At 45.3% G+C, this 21,206-nt stretch carries 21 protein-coding genes; 12 read left to right on the top strand and 9 right to left on the bottom strand.

Annotated elements, in window-relative coordinates; genetic code table 11:
• Positions 1–15: 15 nt before the first annotated feature.
• Positions 16–942: a 50S ribosomal protein L3 N(5)-glutamine methyltransferase gene (prmB, locus tag J5I83_RS00235; protein ID WP_304052341.1), complete on the bottom strand. Its 927-nt coding sequence runs from the start codon at positions 940–942 to the stop codon at positions 16–18.
• An 83-nt stretch (positions 943–1,025) separates the two neighbouring features.
• On the opposite strand from prmB, the gene tadA reads away from it, so the two are divergent.
• Together tadA and J5I83_RS00225 are read left to right on the top strand one after the other, a co-directional pair.
• Positions 1,026–1,511 (top strand): tRNA adenosine(34) deaminase TadA, encoded by a 486-nt coding sequence (gene tadA / locus J5I83_RS00230; protein ID WP_304052339.1) that lies wholly within the window; start codon positions 1,026–1,028, stop codon positions 1,509–1,511.
• Entirely contained in the window at positions 1,508–1,987 is a 480-nt protein-coding gene (locus tag J5I83_RS00225) for a L,D-transpeptidase (RefSeq protein WP_304052338.1), read from the top strand. The genes tadA and J5I83_RS00225 overlap by 4 nt, the downstream gene beginning before the upstream one ends.
• Before the next feature lie 99 nt (positions 1,988–2,086).
• Here the strand turns inward: J5I83_RS00225 and J5I83_RS00220 are convergent, their stop codons facing one another.
• From J5I83_RS00220 to J5I83_RS00205, 4 genes are all read right to left on the bottom strand, one after another.
• Positions 2,087–3,418, bottom strand: coding sequence for a hypothetical protein (locus tag J5I83_RS00220; protein WP_304052337.1), 1,332 nt, complete (start codon positions 3,416–3,418; stop codon positions 2,087–2,089).
• 136 nt (positions 3,419–3,554) lie between these two features.
• Positions 3,555–4,217, bottom strand: coding sequence for a hypothetical protein (locus J5I83_RS00215; RefSeq protein WP_304052336.1), 663 nt, complete (start codon positions 4,215–4,217; stop codon positions 3,555–3,557).
• Between the two features lie 47 nt (positions 4,218–4,264).
• Complete coding sequence (locus J5I83_RS00210; protein WP_304052335.1) at positions 4,265–4,804, bottom strand: NUDIX hydrolase; 540 nt, start codon at positions 4,802–4,804, stop codon at positions 4,265–4,267.
• Between the two features lie 51 nt (positions 4,805–4,855).
• The gene (locus tag J5I83_RS00205) at positions 4,856–5,341 is read right to left on the bottom strand and encodes a hypothetical protein (protein ID WP_304052334.1); all 486 of its coding nucleotides are present in this window, start codon (positions 5,339–5,341) and stop codon (positions 4,856–4,858) included.
• A 221-nt stretch (positions 5,342–5,562) separates the two neighbouring features.
• Between J5I83_RS00205 and ligA the strand changes: the two genes are divergently transcribed.
• From ligA to def, 3 genes are all read left to right on the top strand, one after another.
• Positions 5,563–7,602, top strand: coding sequence for an NAD-dependent DNA ligase LigA (gene ligA / locus J5I83_RS00200; protein ID WP_304052333.1), 2,040 nt, complete (start codon positions 5,563–5,565; stop codon positions 7,600–7,602).
• A gap of 613 nt (positions 7,603–8,215) precedes the next feature.
• Positions 8,216–8,962: an S-methyl-5'-thioinosine phosphorylase gene (locus J5I83_RS00195; RefSeq protein WP_304052332.1), complete on the top strand. Its 747-nt coding sequence runs from the start codon at positions 8,216–8,218 to the stop codon at positions 8,960–8,962.
• Positions 8,952–9,485, top strand: a complete 534-nt coding sequence (gene def, locus J5I83_RS00190; protein ID WP_304052331.1) for a peptide deformylase — start codon at positions 8,952–8,954, stop codon at positions 9,483–9,485. Before J5I83_RS00195 ends, def begins: the two co-directional genes overlap by 11 nt.
• A gap of 23 nt (positions 9,486–9,508) precedes the next feature.
• Here def and hemJ read toward each other — a convergent pair whose 3' ends face one another.
• From hemJ to J5I83_RS00175, 3 genes are all read right to left on the bottom strand, one after another.
• Positions 9,509–9,922 carry a protoporphyrinogen oxidase HemJ gene (gene hemJ, locus J5I83_RS00185; RefSeq protein ID WP_304052330.1) on the bottom strand — a complete coding sequence of 138 codons (414 nt, stop codon included), beginning with the start codon at positions 9,920–9,922 and terminating at the stop codon, positions 9,509–9,511.
• A gap of 157 nt (positions 9,923–10,079) precedes the next feature.
• Positions 10,080–10,778, bottom strand: a complete 699-nt coding sequence (locus J5I83_RS00180; RefSeq protein ID WP_304052329.1) for an arginine N-succinyltransferase — start codon at positions 10,776–10,778, stop codon at positions 10,080–10,082.
• 20 nt (positions 10,779–10,798) lie between these two features.
• On the bottom strand, positions 10,799–11,524 hold the full coding sequence (locus J5I83_RS00175) for a glycosyltransferase (protein ID WP_304052328.1): 726 nt from the start codon (positions 11,522–11,524) through the stop codon (positions 10,799–10,801).
• A gap of 90 nt (positions 11,525–11,614) precedes the next feature.
• Here J5I83_RS00175 and J5I83_RS00170 point away from each other — a divergent pair, with 90 nt between their 5' ends.
• Positions 11,615–12,064, top strand: a complete 450-nt coding sequence (locus J5I83_RS00170) for an NUDIX hydrolase (protein WP_304052327.1) — start codon at positions 11,615–11,617, stop codon at positions 12,062–12,064.
• A gap of 4 nt (positions 12,065–12,068) precedes the next feature.
• Positions 12,069–13,154, top strand: a complete 1,086-nt coding sequence (mnmA, locus tag J5I83_RS00165) for a tRNA 2-thiouridine(34) synthase MnmA (protein WP_304052326.1) — start codon at positions 12,069–12,071, stop codon at positions 13,152–13,154.
• Positions 13,155–13,184: 30 nt separating this feature from the next.
• On the opposite strand, the gene J5I83_RS00160 is transcribed toward mnmA, so the two are convergent.
• The gene (locus tag J5I83_RS00160; RefSeq protein WP_304052325.1) at positions 13,185–13,811 is read right to left on the bottom strand and encodes a glutathione S-transferase; all 627 of its coding nucleotides are present in this window, start codon (positions 13,809–13,811) and stop codon (positions 13,185–13,187) included.
• Between the two features lie 107 nt (positions 13,812–13,918).
• On the opposite strand from J5I83_RS00160, the gene purB reads away from it, so the two are divergent.
• The 5 genes from purB to J5I83_RS00135 all read left to right on the top strand — a co-directional run bounded on the left by purB (position 13,919) and on the right by J5I83_RS00135 (position 21,041).
• On the top strand, positions 13,919–15,295 hold the full coding sequence (purB, locus tag J5I83_RS00155) for an adenylosuccinate lyase (protein WP_304052324.1): 1,377 nt from the start codon (positions 13,919–13,921) through the stop codon (positions 15,293–15,295).
• Positions 15,296–15,447: 152 nt separating this feature from the next.
• Positions 15,448–16,035, top strand: a complete 588-nt coding sequence (gene grpE / locus J5I83_RS00150; RefSeq protein ID WP_304052323.1) for a nucleotide exchange factor GrpE — start codon at positions 15,448–15,450, stop codon at positions 16,033–16,035.
• Between the two features lie 74 nt (positions 16,036–16,109).
• Positions 16,110–18,041, top strand: coding sequence for a molecular chaperone DnaK (gene dnaK / locus J5I83_RS00145; protein WP_304052322.1), 1,932 nt, complete (start codon positions 16,110–16,112; stop codon positions 18,039–18,041).
• Positions 18,042–18,246: 205 nt separating this feature from the next.
• Positions 18,247–19,362, top strand: coding sequence for a molecular chaperone DnaJ (gene dnaJ / locus J5I83_RS00140; RefSeq protein ID WP_304052321.1), 1,116 nt, complete (start codon positions 18,247–18,249; stop codon positions 19,360–19,362).
• 332 nt (positions 19,363–19,694) lie between these two features.
• Positions 19,695–21,041: a porin gene (locus J5I83_RS00135; protein ID WP_304052319.1), complete on the top strand. Its 1,347-nt coding sequence runs from the start codon at positions 19,695–19,697 to the stop codon at positions 21,039–21,041.
• The last annotated feature ends 165 nt before the right edge of the window (positions 21,042–21,206 follow it).

Genomic DNA, 21,206 nt, shown 5'->3' with positions numbered 1-21,206 from the left:
CAAAAAATAAGCAAGCTAAGTTAAATCGCTTCGCTTCAACATGAAAACAAATTGATCACCTGCGCTTGTTTCCAGCCAGGTAAAAGGCGTACGCGGAAAGATTTGCTCAAGGATAGCGCGATTATGGCCAATCTCGACGATCAATATTCCCTGCTCGGTCAGATAGTCAGCGGCCTCGCGCAATATCGTTCGTGTTATGGCCAAGCCATCCAAGCCACCTGTCAGCGCAATCTGCGGTTCATGGTGATACTCTTTGGGGAGTGCTGCCATCGATTCGGCATTGACGTAAGGTGGATTGCTCACGATTACATCATAGCGTCGGCCGTGCAATGCACTGAATAGATTGGACTGAATTGGATTGATGGTATGCGATAGATCATAACGGTTTATATTTTTATGCGCGACATCCAGTGCTTCAGCAGAAATATCCACTGCATCAATCTCTGCATTTTCAAAAGCGTGAGCCAGTAATACAGCCAGACAACCTGAACCAGTGCACAAATCCAGTGCAGAATGGATAGCAGCAGGATGTTTGATCCAGGGCATCAATCGAGTTTGCAATAATTCAGCGATAAAAGAGCGCGGGATGATAACGCGTTGATCGACGTAAAAACTAAAGTCACCTAACCGGGCTTCATTTGTTAGATAGGCAGTTGGAATTCTTTCGCTTACGCGTTGTTCAATGAGATGAATGATCTGATCGCGCTCTGACTGAATGATGCGTGCGTCCAGGAATAGATCTAACTGATCCGGGGTAAGATGCAATGCATGTAAAATCAGATGAGCGGCTTCATCGTAAGCTGTGGGAAAACCATGGCCAAAAAACAAGTTAGCTTGATTGAAATAACTTACTGCAAAACGCAACAGGTCACGTAGTGTATTCAGCTCATTGCGGGCATGATTAATGTTGGGAAGTTTTGATTCTTGGGAAGGCGTTACCATATGTGGCAATAAAAGAAAACTTGCATGCGATGTGAATGTAGCATAAAAGATGCGCTGATGCTTGAATTATTCAATTAAATCATATGAACACACTCTTCAGGAATGACCAATATTTTATGCAGGCAGCACTTGATCTTGCCCTCAAGGCACAGGCGTTGGGAGAAGTTCCAGTCGGCGCAGTGATCGTTAGAAACGGCGAAATCATCGGCCGTGGCTATAATCGTTCTATCAGCGCGATGGATCCCACAGCACATGCAGAGGTAATGGCTTTACGTGATGCAGCCCAGAATTTAGGTAATTATCGTTTATTGGATTGTATGTTGTTCGTTACCCTAGAGCCTTGCACTATGTGCATAGGGGCGCTTTTCCATGCCAGGATCAAGCGTCTTGTGTATGCTGCCGCAGATCCCAAGACAGGTGTCTGCGGAAGCGTGTTGAATTTACCAGCAGAATCAGGACTTAATCATCATTTGGAAGTGAGTGGTGGTGTGCTGGCAGACGAGGCGAGCAGCTTGCTGAAACAATTTTTTATCATGAAGCGGAGTTCTGGCAAGGCCACATTATTATGAGAATCCATATCAGCATTAACCGACAGCAACTTGTGCTGTTGAATGATGAGGGCAAAGTTGTCAGAGATTACTTGATATCTTCTGCCAGAAACGGTGTCGGTCAGCAGCGAGGAAGCTTCTGTACACCACTAGGCAAGCATATTATCCGTGCCAAAATTGGGGATAAATTGCCAGTCAATACCGTCTTCGTCAAACGTCGGCCTACTGGAGAAATTTACACGCCCAAACTGGCAGAACGCTTTCCCGGCCGGGACTGGATCCTGACACGTATCATGTGGTTGTCAGGATGTGAGATCGGTTTTAATCGATTAGGGCTGGTTGATACTATGCGCCGCTATATTTACATCCATGGTAGCCCCGATAGCGCAAAGATGGGCAAGCCCGGTTCGATCGGCTGTATCCGCATGCACAATTGTGATTTGCTGGATTTATTTGAGCAGGTGGCAGTGGGAACAGCCGTTGAGATTACTAGCTGAGCGCATTATTCCCGATTTTATTAGGAGATGGTCTGATATCTTCCCGGAAGCAATTTGTGATTAAGTGGCATGCTATTATCAGTCGAGGTAAAGATCATGCTAAGGGGTAATGGTAATGGTGACAGTGTCGATAAAAGTGCCATTAGCGATACCGTCCAGATTGTCATCAACAGCGAAAGTTATGGTATAAGTGCCGGGAGGAAGTCTATTTGCAGAAACATTCAAAATGGGAAAATGGTCGAATGCCCATAGATCACCACCATAGACGCGAACCGGCTGGTTTGATTGGATAAATTCAAATTGATCATTTAACCAGAATGTTCCCATTGGGGTAAGCGCTTGCACCCAGTAATCTACCTGATTATTTGCATAGACACCGGGATTGAGTGACACAGTAAGCGCCAAGATGTCGTCTTGTGTCAAGGCTAGGGAATCATTTAGCCGATTGGCAAAAATAGTGGGGGTGGGCGTTGATAGCTTGGGAGGATCAGGACTGGGTGCATCATTAAAAAACCATGAGATATTGCTGTTAAAGTAAATTCGACCGTGAATGATTGCGAAATGTACGGGATTGATTGCCATTGCGCTAATTTCACATGCTGAAAGGGATGCTCTACTGTTATCAAAACTAAAAACAATGTCGGCAGTATCAGTGAACCCAACAAATTCCAGTTTTAACGAATAATCATCGGCAGTGTTTGCTAATCCGTCCAGTCCGCTCATAGCCAGCCGCACAGTAGCCACATCATCTGCAGCCAATATACGTTGTATTTCGCCAGCAAAAATTCCCTGCTGCATGACGGCCTCGGTATTCTGGATATTGAATAACGCACCGACGCTACGAGCAGCATTTGCAGCAAAGGTGTTGCCAGGCGGAAGATCGGTTAGATCACGGCTATAAGTCGTTGTATCGACTTTTGTTGCGATACTGAATGGATTGTTGTTGCTTTTACGGAACCAGTGAAGATTAATGTCATCACCGCGTAAATCATCACCGGAACCAATGATGCCATCAGCCCCTTTGTCAAGGTTAAATTGATTGTCAGCACCCTTGATGGATTGAGTAAAATTTCTATCTGTGCCACCCAATCCTGATTCTGAGGCAAGATTGGGATGTCCTAGGCCAATACAATGTCCCAATTCGTGCAGTGCAACCGATTCAAAATCAAATTGGTTGGGAGGAACATTGCCGCTATCTGTGGTGATATTACCGAGTGTAGGAATCAAGTTATTCCAAGTAGTGATGACGTTCTGGATAGGAAGCACCATTTCTTGGGCATGAGGGGATGAGGGTGATATGCCAATCGTTACGGTTAGAATTCCGCCTGCACCACTGTAACCTGGAGGATGAGTAATGATATTGACGCCATATTCTTCTCCTGCGAATCCGAATGTTCCTGCAAAAGAGGACGAAGCTACACTGATTATCATTGAAAGTAATGCTAGCTTTAAGCCGGTGAGTCTGAGAAATTCGGGTTGAAGGCGTATGCGCGTCATCTTGATCTATCAAACATAAATGATCGGCGTTGCTTTAGCTGTCATGATGGGTATGCTGACAGATTTGTGGTTACTTGATTTTTTTAAGATCAGATCGTTGCATAATTGTTTTTAGCTGTTGCTGAATCGAGTGCAGGTGCTGAATTTCCTCAATATCGGGAAATTGTTCAGCTGTCCATTTAAGCCCGTGCCAGGAAATATTTTTTCTTGCATTAAGATCTCCCTGTTCAAATATTTCAGCAGATTGATATCGATTGGGATAAATTTCAATAATAGTAACAGGTGCATCCAAGATACTTTCAATTGGAGAAAAAAGTGCTTCCCGCTGTTGTTTGACTTCTTGTATCTTATTGCGGACAAGCGTCGAATCAAATTCCAGAATTTTTCTTTCTGTTAGTATACGCCATAAGTGATCCAGAGCATTGGGCTCCAGATAAGCTTCATAGGTGCCGGCCTGTTTCATATAGGGCGGGCGATAGATCTGTATATAGCCATCATTGAAAATGGTCAAAGAGGCGCTCTCCAGAGCATCTCTCGTGCCTCCCAGTGTTTCTCGGTAGAATACGATGATTGTGTTTTGCTGATGTGATCCAGAAGCGACCGGGATTAAACGTGATTCAGACGAAGTGGTTATTCCCTGAGCTGCGATACCCTGAATGGTATATAGCATTAAGAGTATCGTCAGCAAGAACGTTATCCACCCGCAACATTTGTTTTCCAGCAGAAATCTCATGATCGATGACCTCACCATCTATTTTGTAAGAAGCCTATTATTGACAATCATGACGGGGCTTGATCGATCACACCCATATGAAAACTAATCTGACCTTGGCGGCGTTCTTCCAGGTAGCGCTTCAAAGGATCATGAATCACGCGGAAAGCTATGTCATTCCATGGAATTTCGTGCTCATCGAAAAGCCTGACTTCCAGACTTTCTATCCCGGGAGAAAAATCCATATCCAGCAAACGAGCCTGAAACAGAAGATAGACTTGACTGATATGAGGCAAATTATAGACAGCGTATAAATCACCAATCTCTACTCTTGCATTGGCTTCTTCCAATGTTTCGCGGGCAGCTGCATGAGCTAATGTTTCATGGTTCTCCATAAATCCTGCAGGTACCGTCCATTTCCCTTGCTTGGGCGCAATTGCACGGCGGCACAATAGAATTTTGTCTTTCCATTCCGGAATACATCCAACGATCATTTTGGGATTCTGGTAATGAATGGTATGGCAAGTGGAACAGATAAAGCGAGGTAACGTGTCACCTTCAGGTATGCGCAATACGAGGGTAGCACTGCAATGACTACAGAATTTCATAGTTGTTGTATCCGGTCAACAAAGGGTATTCCAATACACAAGGCTGCAAATTCATTTTACGATATCAGGCTTTTTAGGGGGAATCACATCGTAATTTAGAGTCCGCGTTCCAATGGGAGGTTTAGGGATGGGCTTGACTGTAGAAATCGCAGGCTTTGCTGCAGGAAATATGTCAACCGCCGTAGTGGGGCTGGCAGTACTTTTATCGTCCGCTGGGCGGTCACTTGATTCGATCTTATTATCGGGCAGCAAGCTCTCATTGCTAATGGAATGAGTCTCTTCTGCGGGTGAAGACTCTGTAATGGCTGCATCATTTTCTTCCGCTAACCACCCATATGAAATGCCAGTGAGTATTGCTGCGAATAACAGTGCCGCTGCCGTTATTTTTCGCCAATCGAAAGGTGGTTTTTCGAAAACTGCAAGGGGTTCATCAGCAGTTTCTTCCGGGTGCGTGCCTTCAAGTGATTGCGGAATCTGATTGAGCTTGATGCGAATCTTGAGTTGTTGGTCGTTCATAATGAGAATGGATAGAAACATATCAACACTACCAGTTATTGTAGTGATCTAGAGATCAAACAGCGAGAAGATTTTAAGGGGAAAGCTGAATTCATGGTGCAAGTGTCATTTGATCGTAGTAGCGCGGATGATCTTTGAATCGTACTGACGTCAGCATTTCTGAAGGGTAAAATCATCAAAGCATACCCAATTAAAAAAACCATCACTGATTTACCTTTACAAGCGAATATCTTGGAATTGACATGAATGACTCCATCGAAACAATCCGGCAGCAAGTGGAAGCATTACGGGCAGCGATTGATATGCATAATTATCGGTATTATGTGCTGGACGCTCCGACCATCCCGGATGTGGAATACGACCGGTTGTTTCGTGAATTGCAGCAAATCGAGCAGCAATATCCTCAACTGGTGACTCCTGATTCTCCTACCCAGCGGGTAGGAGCTGCACCGCTCAAAGAGTTTATCCACGTTACTCATCGTACTCCCATGCTTTCCCTCAATAATGCGTTTGAAGATGCTGAGGTGGAAGCATTTGATCGACGTATACGCGAAGAGTTAAATATCGACGCTGTTGAATATACGGTAGAACCCAAATTTGACGGCTTGGCAGTCAGTCTGACCTATGAGCAAGGTGTATTAACGACAGGTGCAACACGTGGTGATGGCTATACGGGGGAGGATATTACGCTCAATTTGCGCACCATTAAATCGATTCCTTTGCACTTACCCATAGAGCAGCCACCTGCCTTGCTTGAGGTGCGTGGCGAAGTGCTGATATTGAAGGCAGATTTTGAACGGCTTAATCTGGAGCAGCAGAAAAAAGGTGAAAAGATCTTTGCTAACTCACGTAATGCGGCAGCAGGTTCGCTCAGGCAGCTTGATCCTGGCATTACAGCGAAGCGCAGGCTGACTTTCTTTGCCTATGGCGTCGGTGTTCATGAAGGCGAGCCTACGCCCTATAGTCAACACAGTGAAATCATTGCCTACCTGAGATCATTGTATTTTCCGATTGCGCACGAGTATAAAGTGGTTACCGGGGTCACGGCATTATTGGCTTGCTACCATCAGATGGCGACTTTGCGTGATAAGCTACCTTATGATACCGATGGTGTTGTTTATAAAGTGAACAGCTTGACGCAACAGGAAAAACTGGGGTTTGTCTCGCGTGCACCACGATTCGCCATTGCGCATAAATATCCTGCGCAGGAAGCAGCGACCGAATTACTTGGTATTGATGTACAAGTTGGTAGAACGGGCGCTTTGACACCTGTGGCAAGATTGGTGCCAGTTTTTGTCGGCGGTGTGACCGTAACCAATGCGACGCTGCATAATGAAGATGAAGTCAAACGCAAGCAGATTATGATTGGTGATAAGGTCATTGTACGCCGGGCAGGAGATGTCATTCCTGAAGTGGTGGGAATTGTCCCTGAACAGCGGCCACCTCACACAAAACCTTTTTTAATGCCCGATCACTGTCCAGTGTGCGGTGCACGGGCAGTGCGCCTGCCGGGAGAAACAGTCACACGGTGTACCGGTGGTTTGTTTTGTCCGGCGCAGCGCAAGCAGGCGATTTTGCATTTTGCTTCGCGCCGTGCCATGGATATCGAAGGACTCGGTGAAAAATTGGTCGATCAATTGGTAGATCATGCCATCGTGCGTACCCCCGCTGATCTTTATAAACTCGGTATTGCCGCATTGGCCAATCTGGAGCGTATGGCCGAGAAATCAGCTAATAATGTTCTGCTGGCAATTGAAAAAAGCAAACGGACTACGCTTCCCCGCTTTATTTATGCACTGGGCATTCGCCATGTAGGCGAATCTACTGCTAAGGAACTGGCGCATTTTGCCGGCCAGCTTGATCGCTTGATGGCGATGAAGGTGGAACAGTTGCAGCAAATTCCGGATATCGGTCCGGTCGTGGCGCAGAGTATTGCCGATTTTTTTGCCGAGCAGCACAATCGGGAAGTGATCGAGCAATTGCGCAGCAGCGGTGTCAGTTGGCAAGAAAGCGCTGAAGTGGCTATACCAGCCAGCAGCCCTATTCGTGGCAAGACTTTTGTTCTGACTGGAACGTTACCCAACATGAGCCGAGAGACTGCGAAAGAAAGAATCGAGCATTTCGGTGGAAAGGTCACAGGCAGTGTTTCCTCAAAAACTGATTATGTGGTGGTGGGTGCTGATCCTGGTAGCAAATATGGCAAAGCTGTGGAATTGAAAATTATGATATTGGATGAAGCAGCATTGCTGGAATTGCTTGATGGCTGTGCGAGCAGCAGTTGATATTGATATGTTGATTTATTAACCGATCAGAAAGCAAGACAACTGTTGATGGATACAGAGTTGCTCGTATGCGTGCAAATGTTAATGAAAACAGTTGAACATGAGGACAAAGAGATTACCACGGTGTAATCGAGTCAACATTTATTAGTTTTTTGTGTAATAGAAGGTGTGGTGGTGCTTAGGCTCTGGAATTTGGCAGATTTATTTTGTTACGGGTCCTTACCGGATAATAATTGCTTTTACTGATTTTCCCGCTGGATTTCGATTTTTTGTATGAGACTCGCTATAATCGCAAGCTTTGAAGCGAGCGTATTCATTGGAAAGCATCATCGCGCCTGAATTTGACAGAGGGAGTCGTACTGCTTTTGGATGATGTACTTGACGAAGGATTCACACTTGCTACGATTCATTAGCGTATTAGGAATAATGATGCAAAAGCATTTTATAGCGATGCTCACAGATGAAACTATTGATTAGGCAAAACCGGGATGAGCAGATTTTATCGGTATGACATTGCCAGGCTCAATATCTATTTAACTATGGCATGGATAGAGAAGGTCTATGGTGAATATAACTACAATTTATGCCATTAAGGGATAAAGTAGAAAAAAGTATGCTTGCAATTATTGGTGGTAGCGGGATGACCAAGCTTGCTTGTCTGAAAATATCTCATCGGCAGATCGTGAGAACGCCTTATGGTGAGCCATCCGGACCTTTGACCTTTGGCAAAATCCATGATCAGGAAATTGTATTTCTGGCGCGACATGGTCACGGCCATACTATTCCACCACATGCGGTCAATTACCGCGCGAATCTCTGGGCGCTGCATTTATTTAAACCAAAAAAGGTTATTGCGGTCGTATCGGTAGGTGGCATCCGCGCAGATTTGATCCCGGGTAGGGTAGTGGTGCCAGATCAAATTATTGATTATACCTATGGCCGGAATTTCACCTATTTTGATAATACCGATAGGCCTATTACTTATACTGATTTTACCCATCCTTTTTGTCTGGATACGCGCAACTATTTACTGACAGCCGCAAGAGAGGCAAACGAAAACATTATCGATGGGGGAGTTTATGCTGTTACGCAGGGGCCGCGGCTTGAGACGGCGGCAGAGGTGAATCGGTTGGAGCGAGATGGAGTAGATATGATCGGCATGACCGGTATGCCAGAAGCAGTACTCGCCAAGGAATTGGGATTGCCTTATGCCGCCATTGCGGCGGTGGCGAACTATGCGGCAGGGCGTGGCACCAGCGTTCGAGCGATTCCGTTAGAGGAAGTTTATGCCGTTTTGGAGAACGCCATGGTAAGTGTACGAAATATATTGGAACATTTGGTAAAAATAAATGACGATTAGAACTGTTTTGAGAATGGGTGATTCACGCCTGTTACAAGTGGCAAAGAAAGTAAATACATTCAACACACCCGAACTCGATGGGTTGATTCAGGATATGCGCGATACGATGGCTGCGCTAAATGGCGCTGGATTGGCTGCACCGCAAATTGGCATTGATCAGCAGGTGGTTATATTTGGTGTGGAATACAATCCGCGCTATCCGGAGGCTGAGACGGTGCCTTTTACCGTCTTGATTAATCCTGTTTTGACACCTTTGACAAAAAAGATGGAAGAAGACTGGGAAGGATGTTTGAGTGTTCCAGGTATGCGTGGTATGGTTCCCCGCTATACCCGGTTACGCTACCGAGGTGTCGATCAGTATGGCAATACCATTGACCGAAGCGTCGATGGTTTTCATGCGCGTGTGGTGCAACATGAATGTGATCATCTCCACGGCATACTTTATCCGATGCGCATTACGGATTTTCGCAAATTTGGTTTCACGGCAGTATTATTTCCAGGTCAGGAAGTCATGGACGAGTAATCTGTATCAGGGAAGCAGCAAGATTACCAGGGCTTCACCACGACGAGCATGACTACTGCAAATAAGATAACGACAGGAATTTCATTGAACCAGCGATAATAAACATGGCCGTGTTGATTGCGATCATGTTTGAAATTAATCAATAGTTTGCCGCAATAAATATGGTATGCAATCAACAGCAGGACCAGTGCTAATTTGGCATGCAGCCAGGCGCCAGAGAAACCGTAACCGAGCCATAACCAAGTTCCGAATATCAGCGTTAACAATGCTCCTGGTGTCATGATACCGTAATAAAGTTTGCGTTCCATCACTTTGAAGCGTTCATTTCCTGGCTGGTCGTTACACATGGCATGATAAACAAACAATCGAGGTAAATAGAACAAGCCAGCAAACCAGGTAACCATGAAAATAATATGTAATGATTTAATCCAGAGCATAGAGGGTAACCTTTAAATTTTGGGAAAAAGTATGTTCGATAAATCCTGTCATCTTGTAAAGTATAACTGTTAGTTGAATAGTTTTAACTTGTTGGACACCAGCGCAGTGTCAAGCAAAGTTGTTGTATGAGCGCAGGGTTTTGCACGCAAAGGCTGATTATTCTTTAAGCTTGATATTGATTTTGCCATCTGTCACTTGAATATTTTCGACGCCTTCGGAAAAGGATTGCCAGAATCCTGGGTCGACACCAAATTCACTGACCAGATCGATATTTTTTATGCCACCCAGCCAAGCGTTAGGGATGGGGATACCCATGATGCTGACACCTTTGAGGATAATGACGGGTTTGTCATGCTGATAGGCCATGCCGATGCCGGCATTGAAACGGAGTGTTTTGCCACCCAGTACCGGAAAATCCTCTTCAAGTGGAATGAGCAGCTTTGCGCTGACGAGATTATCGGCCAGATCGATGGCCAGCTTCTGTGCAAGATCGGTATTTTTAGCGAGTAATGCATTCAGCTCCCGTTCGGTGAAGCTGATTTCACGCGGGGCATTTTCTTCAGAATAGGGTTCCGGTTTCAGGAATCCGTCTTCACCGATCTCATGATTTTCTTTTTCATTCATTGTGCGCGATGAGAATTCAGGCGCATAGCCGAGCGCATGCAGTTTGGCCGTAAGTGTTTTTTCTTCCTTTGTACTGAGTATAACTGGGGTAAACGAGGTGGTGAAAATGTAGGTCTTGAGTACCCAGTAAGTGCCCGCTATAGTGACAGCGATGGTGAGTAGCACAATCAGCAGGATATGACTCCAGCGCATATGAGCAGTTTCTTTATTGGTGTGTTCAGTAGGATGCATATGTTTAGGTGACTGAGGAGTTAACGTCGCCCGTCATACCACATCGATAGCCATTTTTTGTCATGCAGCGATCGGTAGGGATGGAGGATAAGACGTAAAAATTGTCCAAAAATTTCTCGCTTGCTATAGAGTTTAATTTTTCTTGCCGATGTTACGAGAGGGTGGGTTGTTAGAATCGTAAATTTGAGACGGTGGGCCTGGCCCCACTTTTTGAGTTTTTGACTGAATTCAATCTCCTCTGCTGCGTAGAGTTCCAGATTGAAACCACCTATTTCATGAAATGCTTTACTGTTACATACCATTAATGCACCTGCGGCCCAGCCGAATAAAACGGATAATACTGTCCATAGCTTTAATATTGCATTTGCCCACCAGGGCTGTCCTGGCATCAGCAGGGTGCTGCCAGCACCGACATGCTTGCCTTCCTTGATCAATCGAAAGATATCGGTTAATAATTCCTTGCTCAGCAGACAATCCGCATCCAGAAATATCAGCCAGTCTCCAGTGGCAGCGGCAGTGCCAGCAGTACGTGCGCGGGCAATGTGATTGATTGGTTCAAAAATGACGCGTGCTCCCGCCTGCTTTGCCAGCTTGGCTGTGTTGTCGGTAGAATTGTTATCGACCACGATGATTTCGTGAGTAAAACCAAAATTATGGTTGGCGGCAAGTGCTTCAGTAACAAACTGTAAACACTGACCAATCAAACGTTCTTCGTTGAAAGCTGGAATAATGATTGAAATATGCATGAAAAATATACTCTCATCAATATATTGCTGGCATGATGATAGCAAGTTTTAGAGATACGCTTCTTTATTAAATTAATCCGTACAACAATCATGATTTGGAAACCTAATGTTACGGTTGCCGCCGTTATCGAGCAAAATGGCAAATATCTATTGGTAGAAGAAGATCAACAGGATCAGGGCATACAACTCAATCAGCCCGCCGGGCATTTGGAACCTGGCGAATCCATTATTGAGGCGAGTATCCGGGAAGTACTGGAAGAAACGGCTTATACTTTTATTCCCCAATGGCTGATAGGCATTTACCACTGGCATTCTTACGCTGCTGACACAACTTTCCTGCGTTTTGCGCTGTCTGGTATGGTGACTGACTTTGATCCGAATCGAACGCTGGATAGTGGCATTTTGTGTGCTGCCTGGTTTGATCTGCATGAGATTCGTGAACGCAGTAGCTGCCATCGCAGTCCACTGGTGATGCAATGTATCGAAGATTATTTGGCTGGGAAACGCTATCCTCTGGAAATTATTACACATTATGATTGAAGTCATGAGGAAACAGCGTGTCATAGTAGGGATGTCCGGGGGGGTAGACTCTTCTGTTGCAGCCCTTTTATTAAAAGAACAGGGTTATGAAGTGATCGGTTTGTTCATGAAGAACTGGGAAGATGATGATACTGATGAATATTGTTCATCCCGCCAGGATTTCATCGATGCGGCATCAGTAGCAGACGTTATCGATATTCCGCTGGAAGTAATTAATTTCTCGGCCGAATATAAAGAACGCGTATTCAGTATGTTTCTCGCCGAATATAAAGCCGGGAGAACACCTAATCCGGATGTATTGTGTAATGCTGAAATCAAGTTCAAGGCTTTTCTCGATCATGCTATTACCCTTGGCGCAGATTATATTGCCACGGGCCACTATGCGCAGGTACGTAGGGTCAATGATTCGTATCAGTTATTGAAGGGTGAGGATGGCAACAAGGATCAGAGCTATTTCCTGTATCGTTTAAACCAAGAGCAACTGGCAAAAGCATTATTTCCTGTTGGTCATCTTTACAAGCGCGAGGTGCGTCAAATCGCACTTGAGCACAAGTTACCGAATTTTTCTAAGAAGGACAGCACTGGCATCTGTTTCATCGGCGAGCGGCCCTTCCGTGAGTTTCTCAATCGGTATTTACCGCATGAACCAGGAGAAATCCAGACGCCAGAAGGGAAGGTAGTCGGCAAGCATATCGGCCTGATGTATTACACTATCGGGCAACGGCAGGGACTGGGTATTGGTGGTACCAAAGATGGCACTGAAAAGCCGTGGTTTGTTGCAGCTAAAGATATGGCAAGAAATGTATTGATCGTGGTGCAGGGGCATGACCATGCGACATTGCTCCGATCTACCTTATGGGCGACTGATCTGTCCTGGATCAGTGGTAAGGCACCTCATTGCAACTGGGTGTATGCAGCAAAAACCCGTTACCGACAAATTGATGCACCCTGTGCTATTAACCGTATTGGTCAAGGCAGCTGCCAAATTGACTTTGCGCAGCCACAATGGGCAGTGACTCCAGGGCAATCTGTAGTGGTGTATGAAAGCAAGGTATGTCTCGGTGGAGGGGTGATCACTGGCAGTGAATGATTGGTGTTCATGGCGAACTTGCCGCAGCATTCAACTGGCTTTATCTGTTGGTGCCGTACTGATAAAGGATTCGCGTTGCTCCAGTTTATCAATCAATTTGGCAAGATTGGGATAAGATTTGCGCCAATCGATTTGCGGAAAACGAAATGTCAAATAGCCCATCGCACAGCCCAAAGCGATATCGGCCAGTGTCATTGTCTCTTCTTCACACCAGTCGTTACTGTCCAGTGCCATGGCAGCGGCCGCTAAGCCCAAATCAATTTTCTTTTGCTGACGGCTTATCCATTCTTGATTTTGCTGGTTCTCAGGGCGTTTAAGTTCCAGGAAAATGGTTGCTGCAGCATCACAGATACCATCTGCCAGTGCTTCCCAACGCTTTACTGCCCATCGATGAGGGCCAGATTCTGGAATAAGGCGGAAAGTGGAATCGGTATGCTCCAGAGAATCCAAATATTCTGCAATCACGCGTGAGTCAAACAGTGTTTTCCCATTATCCATAATCAGGACAGGGATCTTACCCAGCGGGTTGTGAGTGGTAACGTGGCTATCGGTATTCCAGGGAATATCGATAGCAAAATCATAGTTGATGTACTTCTCAGTCAGAATAATGCGAATTTTGCGTACATAGGGACAGGTCAATGATCCAATCAGTTTCATGGGGTTATCCTTTGATTAACTGGAGATGCTGATTATACGCAGCTGCGCCATTCATGGTGATAACGGCCTATGTTAAAATATCCATTAAAACAAGGACACAGAAAAAAATGAGTTTTTCCCCTATTTATGCGCTTTCTCCGCTGGATGGTCGCTATCACAATAAAGTTGAGGATTTGCGGCCCTATTTCAGTGAGTTTGCCTTGATTCGCTACCGGGTGCGAGTAGAAATTGAATGGCTCAAGGCATTAAGCAATGAACCAGCCATCTCAGAGGTGCCTGTCTTTTCTCCTGCTACGATGGCGCAACTGGATAATCTGACAGAGAATTTTTCCAGCGCTGATGCGGAAGCGGTCAAAGTGATCGAAATGCATACCAACCATGATGTCAAGGCGGTCGAATATTGGCTGAAAGCATCTTTGTCAGAAAATGCTGAAATTAGTCGCGTGGCTGAATTCATTCACTTTGCCTGCACTTCGGAGGATATCAATAATCTTTCGTACGGCATGATGCTGCAAGCAAGCTGCAATCAGGTGATGCTGCCGATGCTCCAAAAAATTATCGACAGTCTGACGCGCTTGGCGCATCAACTGGCAGATGTTGCCATGCTGGCTCGTACCCATGGTCAACCTGCTACACCCACAACCATGGGTAAGGAAATCGCCAATGTGGTGTATCGTTTGCAGCGTGGCTATGACCAACTTGCGAACGTGTCCATTTTAGGCAAAATCAATGGTGCGGTGGGCAATTACAACGCGCATACCATTGCCTATCCTATGCTGGACTGGGAAAAATTTGCTGGAGCTTTTGTTGAGAAACTAGGCCTGACTTTTAATCCCTATACCACCCAGATTGAGCCGCATGACACCATCGCGGAGCTGTTTGATGCTTATGCACGTATCAATACGATCCTGCTGGATATGGACCGCGATATGTGGGGGTATATTTCACTCGGTTATTTCAGACAGAAAACCAAGGAAGGAGAAGTAGGCTCATCTACCATGCCGCACAAGGTCAACCCCATCGATTTCGAGAACTCGGAGGGCAATCTGGGCATGGCCAACGCGTTACGCAGGCATCTGAGCGATAAGCTTCCTGTCTCACGCTGGCAGCGCGATCTGACTGATTCAACCGTACTGCGCAACATGGGGGTAGCGCTTGGGTATATGTTGTTAGCCTACGATTCCTGTCTAAAAGGATTAGGTAAGCTGGAGATCAATACCGCGCGATTACAACAGGATTTGCAGGATTCCTGGGAGGTGCTGGCAGAACCTATTCAAACGGTCATGCGTCGTTATGGAGTAGCCAATCCTTATGAACAGCTTAAAGCACTGACGCGCGGTAAGGCGGATATTACTCAGGAGACCTTGCATCAGTTTATTGCCAATCTGGCAATTCCTGAAGCTGACAAGAAACGTTTATTGGAATTAACCCCGCAGAATTACACAGGATTGGCGGCCCGGCTGGCCACCAAAATCGGCAGCTAGCGATCACTATTTTCCATCGATTTTTTAGTGTATTAAGAATAACGTTGTAGCAATTTTTCTTGTGATTAGGCTATTTGCTAATCTAAATGAGTTGAACGGGTTGAAATTGGAATAACGATCCCAATATAACATCCCACAATCGGGAGGTAAGTATGCAAGAATCAAATAAATCACAAACAGATGAACAGGAGTTGATACCGGTGAGCGGTGAAATAAATGAAGCTGAAGCTTCCAAAGATAAAAATACCCATGAGACCGAGTCACAAGTGGAGATAATGCCCAGTCTTGAGGAGTTACTGAAAGAGGCTGAGTTAAATGCAGCTGAACATCATGATGCCTGGCTGCGTGCCAAAGCAGAAGCTGAAAATATCCGTAAGCGAGCTCAAGCAGATATTGCTAATGCACATAAATATGCTATTGAAAAATTTTCTACTGAATTGCTAGCGGTCATGGATAGCCTTGAAGCTGCGTTGGCGGTCGAGAATGCGACACTGGAGAATTTTAAAAATGGCGTGGAATTGACACAGAAGCAGCTAGCTGCTGTTTTCGAGAAATTCAATATTAAGGTTATCAATCCAGATGGTGAGAAATTTGATCCCCATCAACATCAGGCAATGTGTATGGTGGAATCAGAACTTGCCCCAAATACAGTTACCCAAGTATTACAGAGAGGCTATATGCTGCATGATCGGGTGATTCGTCCGGCAATGGTAGCGGTTTCAAAGGGTAAAGATACTTGAGATTTCGGTAGAAGTCTCCATTTCCAGATTTTAGATAAATTGTTAGTTTTAACCTCTTAAAGGATCGAGCAAGTATGGGAAAAATAATTGGGATCGACCTGGGTACCACCAACTCGTGTGTCGCAGTGATGGAGAGTGGTAAACCCAAGGTGATTGAAAATTCGGAAGGTGCACGAACAACTCCTTCCATCGTGGCTTACACGGATGATAGTGAAATTCTGGTAGGTGCTGCTGCTAAACGGCAAGCCGTGACCAATCCAAAGAATACCTTGTTTGCCGTAAAACGGCTCATCGGCCGCCGTTTCGACGAAGACATGGTGCAGAAGGACATTAAAATGGTGCCGTACAGTATTGTTCGCGCCGATAATAATGATGCCTGGGTTGAAGTACGTGGCAGGAAGATTGCGCCACCTGAGATTTCAGCACAAGTGCTGATAAAAATGAAAAAAACGGCTGAAGATTATCTGGGAGAACCGGTAACCGAAGCAGTCATCACAGTACCTGCCTACTTTAATGATTCGCAACGGCAGGCTACCAAGGATGCAGGCCGGATTGCAGGTTTGGAAGTCAAGCGCATTATCAATGAACCGACTGCGGCTGCTTTGGCTTTCGGCATGGATAAAAAAGAAGGTGACCGTAAGATTGCCGTATATGACTTGGGTGGTGGCACTTTCGATATTTCCATTATTGAAATAGCAGAGGTAGAAGGCGAGCATCAATTTGAGGTGCTTGCTACCAATGGAGATACCTTCCTCGGGGGGGAGGATTTTGACTCGCGGGTGATCGAATATCTGGTTGATGAATTCAAGAAAGAAAGCGGTATTGATCTGAGAAAAGACATGCTAGCCCTGCAGCGTCTGAAAGATGCAGCAGAGAAGGCCAAAATTGAGCTGTCATCCAGTCAACAGACAGAGGTCAATCTGCCTTATATCACGGCAGATGCTTCAGGACCGAAACATCTTGCGATCAAAATCACCCGCGCCAAATTGGAGAGTTTGGTGGAAGAATTGGTCGAACGCACGATTGCACCATGCCGTACTGCAATTAAAGATGCAGGTTTGTCTTTCTCGGATATCGATGACGTGATTCTGGTGGGTGGACAAACCCGCATGCCTAAAGTGCAGGATAAGGTTAAAGAGATTTTTGGCAAAGAGCCACGTAAGGATGTCAATCCGGATGAAGCGGTGGCAATTGGCGCGGCGATTCAGGGTGGTGTATTAAAGGGTGATGTCAAGGACGTGCTGTTGTTGGATGTGACGCCGTTATCGTTAGGCATTGAAACCCTCGGTGGTGTCATGACCAAGCTGATTCAAAAGAATACGACCATCCCGACCAAAGCACAGCAGGTGTTTTCCACGGCGGATGATAATCAGACTGCAGTGACGATTCACGTACTGCAAGGTGAGCGGGAAATGGCATCGGGTAATAAAAGCTTGGGACAGTTTAATCTGACAGATATTCCATCAGCGCCACGCGGCATGCCGCAAATTGAAGTGACTTTCGATATTGATGCAAACGGTATATTGCATGTATCAGCCAAAGACAAAGCGACTGGTAAGGAAAACAAAATCAAGATTCAGGCGAGCTCAGGTTTGTCGGAAGATGAAATTCAACGCATGGTCAAGGATGCCGAGGCACATGCTGAAGAGGATAAGAAAGTATTGGAACTGGTCAACAGCCGCAATCAGTGCGATGCCATGATTCACTCAGTCAGAAAGTCGCTGACAGAACATGGCGACAAACTGGCAGCAGATGAAAAAGCAAAAATAGAAGCTGCACTGAAAGATGCGGAAGATGCACTTAAGTCAAATGACAAGGATACAATTGAAGCAAAAACCCAAGCACTAACCGAAGCTTCTCAAAAACTGGCAGAAAAGATTTATTCGCAGGAACAGACACAGTCAGCGCATGCTAAGACTGAATCAGCTTCTGCTAAGAAAGATGAGAAGACAGTAGAAGGTGAAGTGGTTGATGCTGAATTTGAAGAAGTGAAAGATAAGAAATAATTTCTTTTTAGCTAGTTGTAATTGGCGCTAAGACGCAGAGATGCGAGGATAAAAAGATTCCTTGTTTGCTCTGCGTTTTGATATTTCCTTGTAGGAAAATCATTAACTTTTTAAATCAGAATTAAACTGGATTTGAATAAAGGTAGCAAAATGATCATCCAGTCAATTTGCTGCTTTGACCAGATCCTGATAGCCGGAAATTTTTATGAGCAAACGCGATTATTATGATGTGCTTGGTGTCGGCAGAGATGCTGACGAGAGTGAAATTAAAAAAGCTTATCGTAAGCTGGCGATGAAATATCATCCAGACCGGAATGCTGGCGATGCAAAGGCGGAGGAGCGTTTCAAAGAAGCTAAAGAAGCGTATGAGATCCTGTCTGATGCCAGTAAACGGACTGCCTATGATCAGTATGGCCATGCAGGTGTAGATGCTAGTGCGGCAGCAGGTGCGGGGGCGCATGGATTTGGCGATGCATTCAGCGATATTTTCAGTGATATTTTTGGCATGCGTGGTGGCGGAGGGCGATCCAACATTCATCGCGGTGCAGATTTACGCTATAACCTGGAAATTACCTTAGAACAAGCTGCCCGTGGTGCTGAAACCAAGATTCGCATTCCTACCATGGTGATTTGTGATACTTGCCATGGTGATGGTGCCAAGCCTGGCACTTCACCGAAAACCTGCACGACATGTGATGGGCATGGTCAGGTCAGAATGCAGCAAGGTTTTTTCTCTATCCAGCAAACATGTCCCAAATGTCATGGCAGTGGCAAAATTATTGCTACCCCATGCTCATCATGCCATGGCGCGGGCCGCGTCAAGCAGCATAAAACCTTGAGTATTAAAATCCCGCAAGGTGTTGACGAAGGTAATCGCATTCGTATCTCAGGCGAGGGTGAAGCGGGGATCAATGGCGGCCCGCCAGGGGATCTGTATGTTGTAATTCATTTATCAAGCCATCCCGTGTTCCAACGTGATGGCAATGATTTACATTGTGAGATACCCATTAGCTTTACCGCAGCAGCTTTGGGTGGAGAAATTGAGATCCCTACTCTGGATGGTCATGCGAGAATCAAGATTCCTGCGGAAACACAAACCGGCAAGATTTTCCGTTTGCGGAACAAAGGAGTAAAAGGTGTACGTAGTCACGCTGCTGGTGATCTCTTATGTCATGTGGTGGTGGAAACACCTGTCAACCTTACTTCACGCCAGAAGGAATTGTTGCAGGAGCTGGAAGATATTAGCCAGAAAGATAATTCTCGTCATAGTCCACGAGCTAAATCATGGATGGAAAAAGCGCGTGAATTCTTCTCAGAATGAAGTTAAATCTGCTTGCTTTATCTCATCAGTTATTGACAGTAGGTGTAAGGGATAGGTCTGGCAGGCGCTGGTTTATTGAGAGATAATTATCATCTCATAGATAATTTTTAATCTTCTAGAAGGGTAGTGAGTTTGCGTGCAAGAGTACAAAAAAGTGAAAATTTTTTAGATGCTTTTTAAGCTCTGCCTGCATTTAATTACTGTCGCAATCCATCATATCTGACCCAATGCGTTACGCTGCTTGCGGTATTAATCACGGCGCAACTGGCAATTATTTAAAGTGACATAGCTTTTTATCTTGATTTAGCAAAGTAACTGCAAAGTAGAAATATATGTTGAAATATCCGCAATGGCTGCACTTTGCTGTAATGGTCAGTATGCTGGTTATCATTTCACATGCTGATAACCTTGGAGCTAATAATCTAATAAACTTTTTAAAGAGCAGTAGAGTAGAATTGGGTGGCTGGATTAATGCTGGCGCAACTTTTAATCCCAGTCAGACTGACGGCTATAATGGCCCTGTCATTTTTGCCGATCAAGCCAATCGGTTCCAGCTCAATCAATTCAATGTGTTTATGCGCCGTTCCGTAGTATCAACAGGTGATGCATGGGATTTTGGTGGACGCGTTGATTTCATGTTTGGAACAGATGCTATTTTTACGCAAGCTTTTGGTGTGCCAACTTTCGACGTCAATACTGGCGAGCCACGCAGTAGAAGTAACTGGGATCTGGATTTGTGCTGTGCTTCTACGCGTACTTACGGTATTGCACTTCCACAAACTTACTTAGAAGCTTATGCGCCCCTTGGGAAGGGACTCAACGTCAAAATAGGTCATTTCTACACCCCCACTGGTTTTGAAACAGTGCCTGCACCCGATAACTTCTTTTATACGCGCGCTTATACCTTGAATATCGGTGAGCCTTTTACGCATACCGGTTTGCTGGCAAATTACCATTTCAATGAGAACTGGTTAATCATGGGGGGGGCGATTACTGGCAGTGCTATGGGTGGCTGGGACGGTGGTTGGGATAAAGAATTGGGTAACTGGGGTGGAATTGCTGGTTTTACTTGGACCAGCGACAATCATGCAACCACACTTCATCTCTCCGGCACTTATAGCGAAACGTCTACACGGAGTAGTGAGCCTTGGGGGTTTTATAACATTGTGCTGCAGCACAAGATTACTCCTAAAACCCTGCTGGTTTTACATCATGTATATGGCCATGCTGGTGGGGTCTTGCTAAATAATCAGAAATACACCAATGTAATAAAAGATGCTGAATGGTATAGTTTTATCACCCATCTCTACTATGATCTCACGGATAGCTTGTCAATAGGAATACGGGGTGAGTGGTTTCGTGATGCTGATGGTTTTCGTAATCCATCGCCTTTCCGGGTAGCGGCTGCTACCAATATTGTGAATGGGAGAGTGGTTAGTTACGCAGGCGATATCAGCAGTGTAACTGTTGCGCCCGCTGATTATTATGCCGTGACTATTGGTATGAACTGGAAGGTGGCTAAGGCACTGAAACTTAAATCGGAATTGTTACGGAAACTTAAGATTCGTCCCAACATACGCTACGATAGGGTAGATGCTTATAAAACTGCTGCTTATAGGCCTTTTGCCGGCAATAAAGATCAGATCTTGTTTTCACTCGATTTCTTACTTCCTTTTTAACAATCGATTAGGGTGCTCAACGTAACAATAGCATATTGGGATTTGTACTTTGGACAGCTAACAAGCTGAAAGATATATCAAATGATAGGGGTCGCTAGAAGTGGTCCTATTAATTTCCGTCACGATGATTAAAGCTGCCGGTTTTAGCTGGTAATTATTTAGTTC

The sequence above is a fragment of the Nitrosomonas communis genome (assembly GCF_024102715.1).
In the GTDB taxonomy this organism is placed as follows: Bacteria; Pseudomonadota; Gammaproteobacteria; order Burkholderiales; family Nitrosomonadaceae; genus Nitrosomonas; species Nitrosomonas communis_B.
Note: the sequence above shows the minus strand (reverse complement) of the source record. Positions and strands in the feature narration are given on the sequence as shown.

Bases quoted from the DNA above. Each gene is read 5' to 3' on its own strand.
- mnmA (WP_304052326.1), top strand. From the start codon at position 12,069: ATGAGGAAACAGCGTGTCATAGTAGGGATGTCCGGGGGGGTAGACTCT.
- dnaK (WP_304052322.1), top strand. From the start codon at position 16,110: ATGGGAAAAATAATTGGGATCGACCTGGGTACCACCAACTCGTGTGTC.
- J5I83_RS00205 (WP_304052334.1), bottom strand. From the start codon at position 5,341: ATGTTTCTATCCATTCTCATTATGAACGACCAACAACTCAAGATTCGC.
- J5I83_RS00215 (WP_304052336.1), bottom strand. From the start codon at position 4,217: ATGAGATTTCTGCTGGAAAACAAATGTTGCGGGTGGATAACGTTCTTG.
- J5I83_RS00225 (WP_304052338.1), top strand. From the start codon at position 1,508: ATGAGAATCCATATCAGCATTAACCGACAGCAACTTGTGCTGTTGAAT.
- J5I83_RS00195 (WP_304052332.1), top strand. From the start codon at position 8,216: ATGCTTGCAATTATTGGTGGTAGCGGGATGACCAAGCTTGCTTGTCTG.
- J5I83_RS00210 (WP_304052335.1), bottom strand. From the start codon at position 4,804: ATGAAATTCTGTAGTCATTGCAGTGCTACCCTCGTATTGCGCATACCT.
- prmB (WP_304052341.1), bottom strand. From the start codon at position 942: ATGGTAACGCCTTCCCAAGAATCAAAACTTCCCAACATTAATCATGCC.
- def (WP_304052331.1), top strand. From the start codon at position 8,952: ATGACGATTAGAACTGTTTTGAGAATGGGTGATTCACGCCTGTTACAA.
- grpE (WP_304052323.1), top strand. From the start codon at position 15,448: ATGCAAGAATCAAATAAATCACAAACAGATGAACAGGAGTTGATACCG.
- tadA (WP_304052339.1), top strand. From the start codon at position 1,026: ATGAACACACTCTTCAGGAATGACCAATATTTTATGCAGGCAGCACTT.
- J5I83_RS00175 (WP_304052328.1), bottom strand. From the start codon at position 11,524: ATGCATATTTCAATCATTATTCCAGCTTTCAACGAAGAACGTTTGATT.
- hemJ (WP_304052330.1), bottom strand. From the start codon at position 9,922: ATGCTCTGGATTAAATCATTACATATTATTTTCATGGTTACCTGGTTT.
- J5I83_RS00220 (WP_304052337.1), bottom strand. From the start codon at position 3,418: ATGATAATCAGTGTAGCTTCGTCCTCTTTTGCAGGAACATTCGGATTC.
- J5I83_RS00180 (WP_304052329.1), bottom strand. From the start codon at position 10,778: ATGCATCCTACTGAACACACCAATAAAGAAACTGCTCATATGCGCTGG.
- ligA (WP_304052333.1), top strand. From the start codon at position 5,563: ATGAATGACTCCATCGAAACAATCCGGCAGCAAGTGGAAGCATTACGG.
- J5I83_RS00160 (WP_304052325.1), bottom strand. From the start codon at position 13,811: ATGAAACTGATTGGATCATTGACCTGTCCCTATGTACGCAAAATTCGC.
- J5I83_RS00135 (WP_304052319.1), top strand. From the start codon at position 19,695: ATGTTGAAATATCCGCAATGGCTGCACTTTGCTGTAATGGTCAGTATG.
- purB (WP_304052324.1), top strand. From the start codon at position 13,919: ATGAGTTTTTCCCCTATTTATGCGCTTTCTCCGCTGGATGGTCGCTAT.
- dnaJ (WP_304052321.1), top strand. From the start codon at position 18,247: ATGAGCAAACGCGATTATTATGATGTGCTTGGTGTCGGCAGAGATGCT.
- J5I83_RS00170 (WP_304052327.1), top strand. From the start codon at position 11,615: ATGATTTGGAAACCTAATGTTACGGTTGCCGCCGTTATCGAGCAAAAT.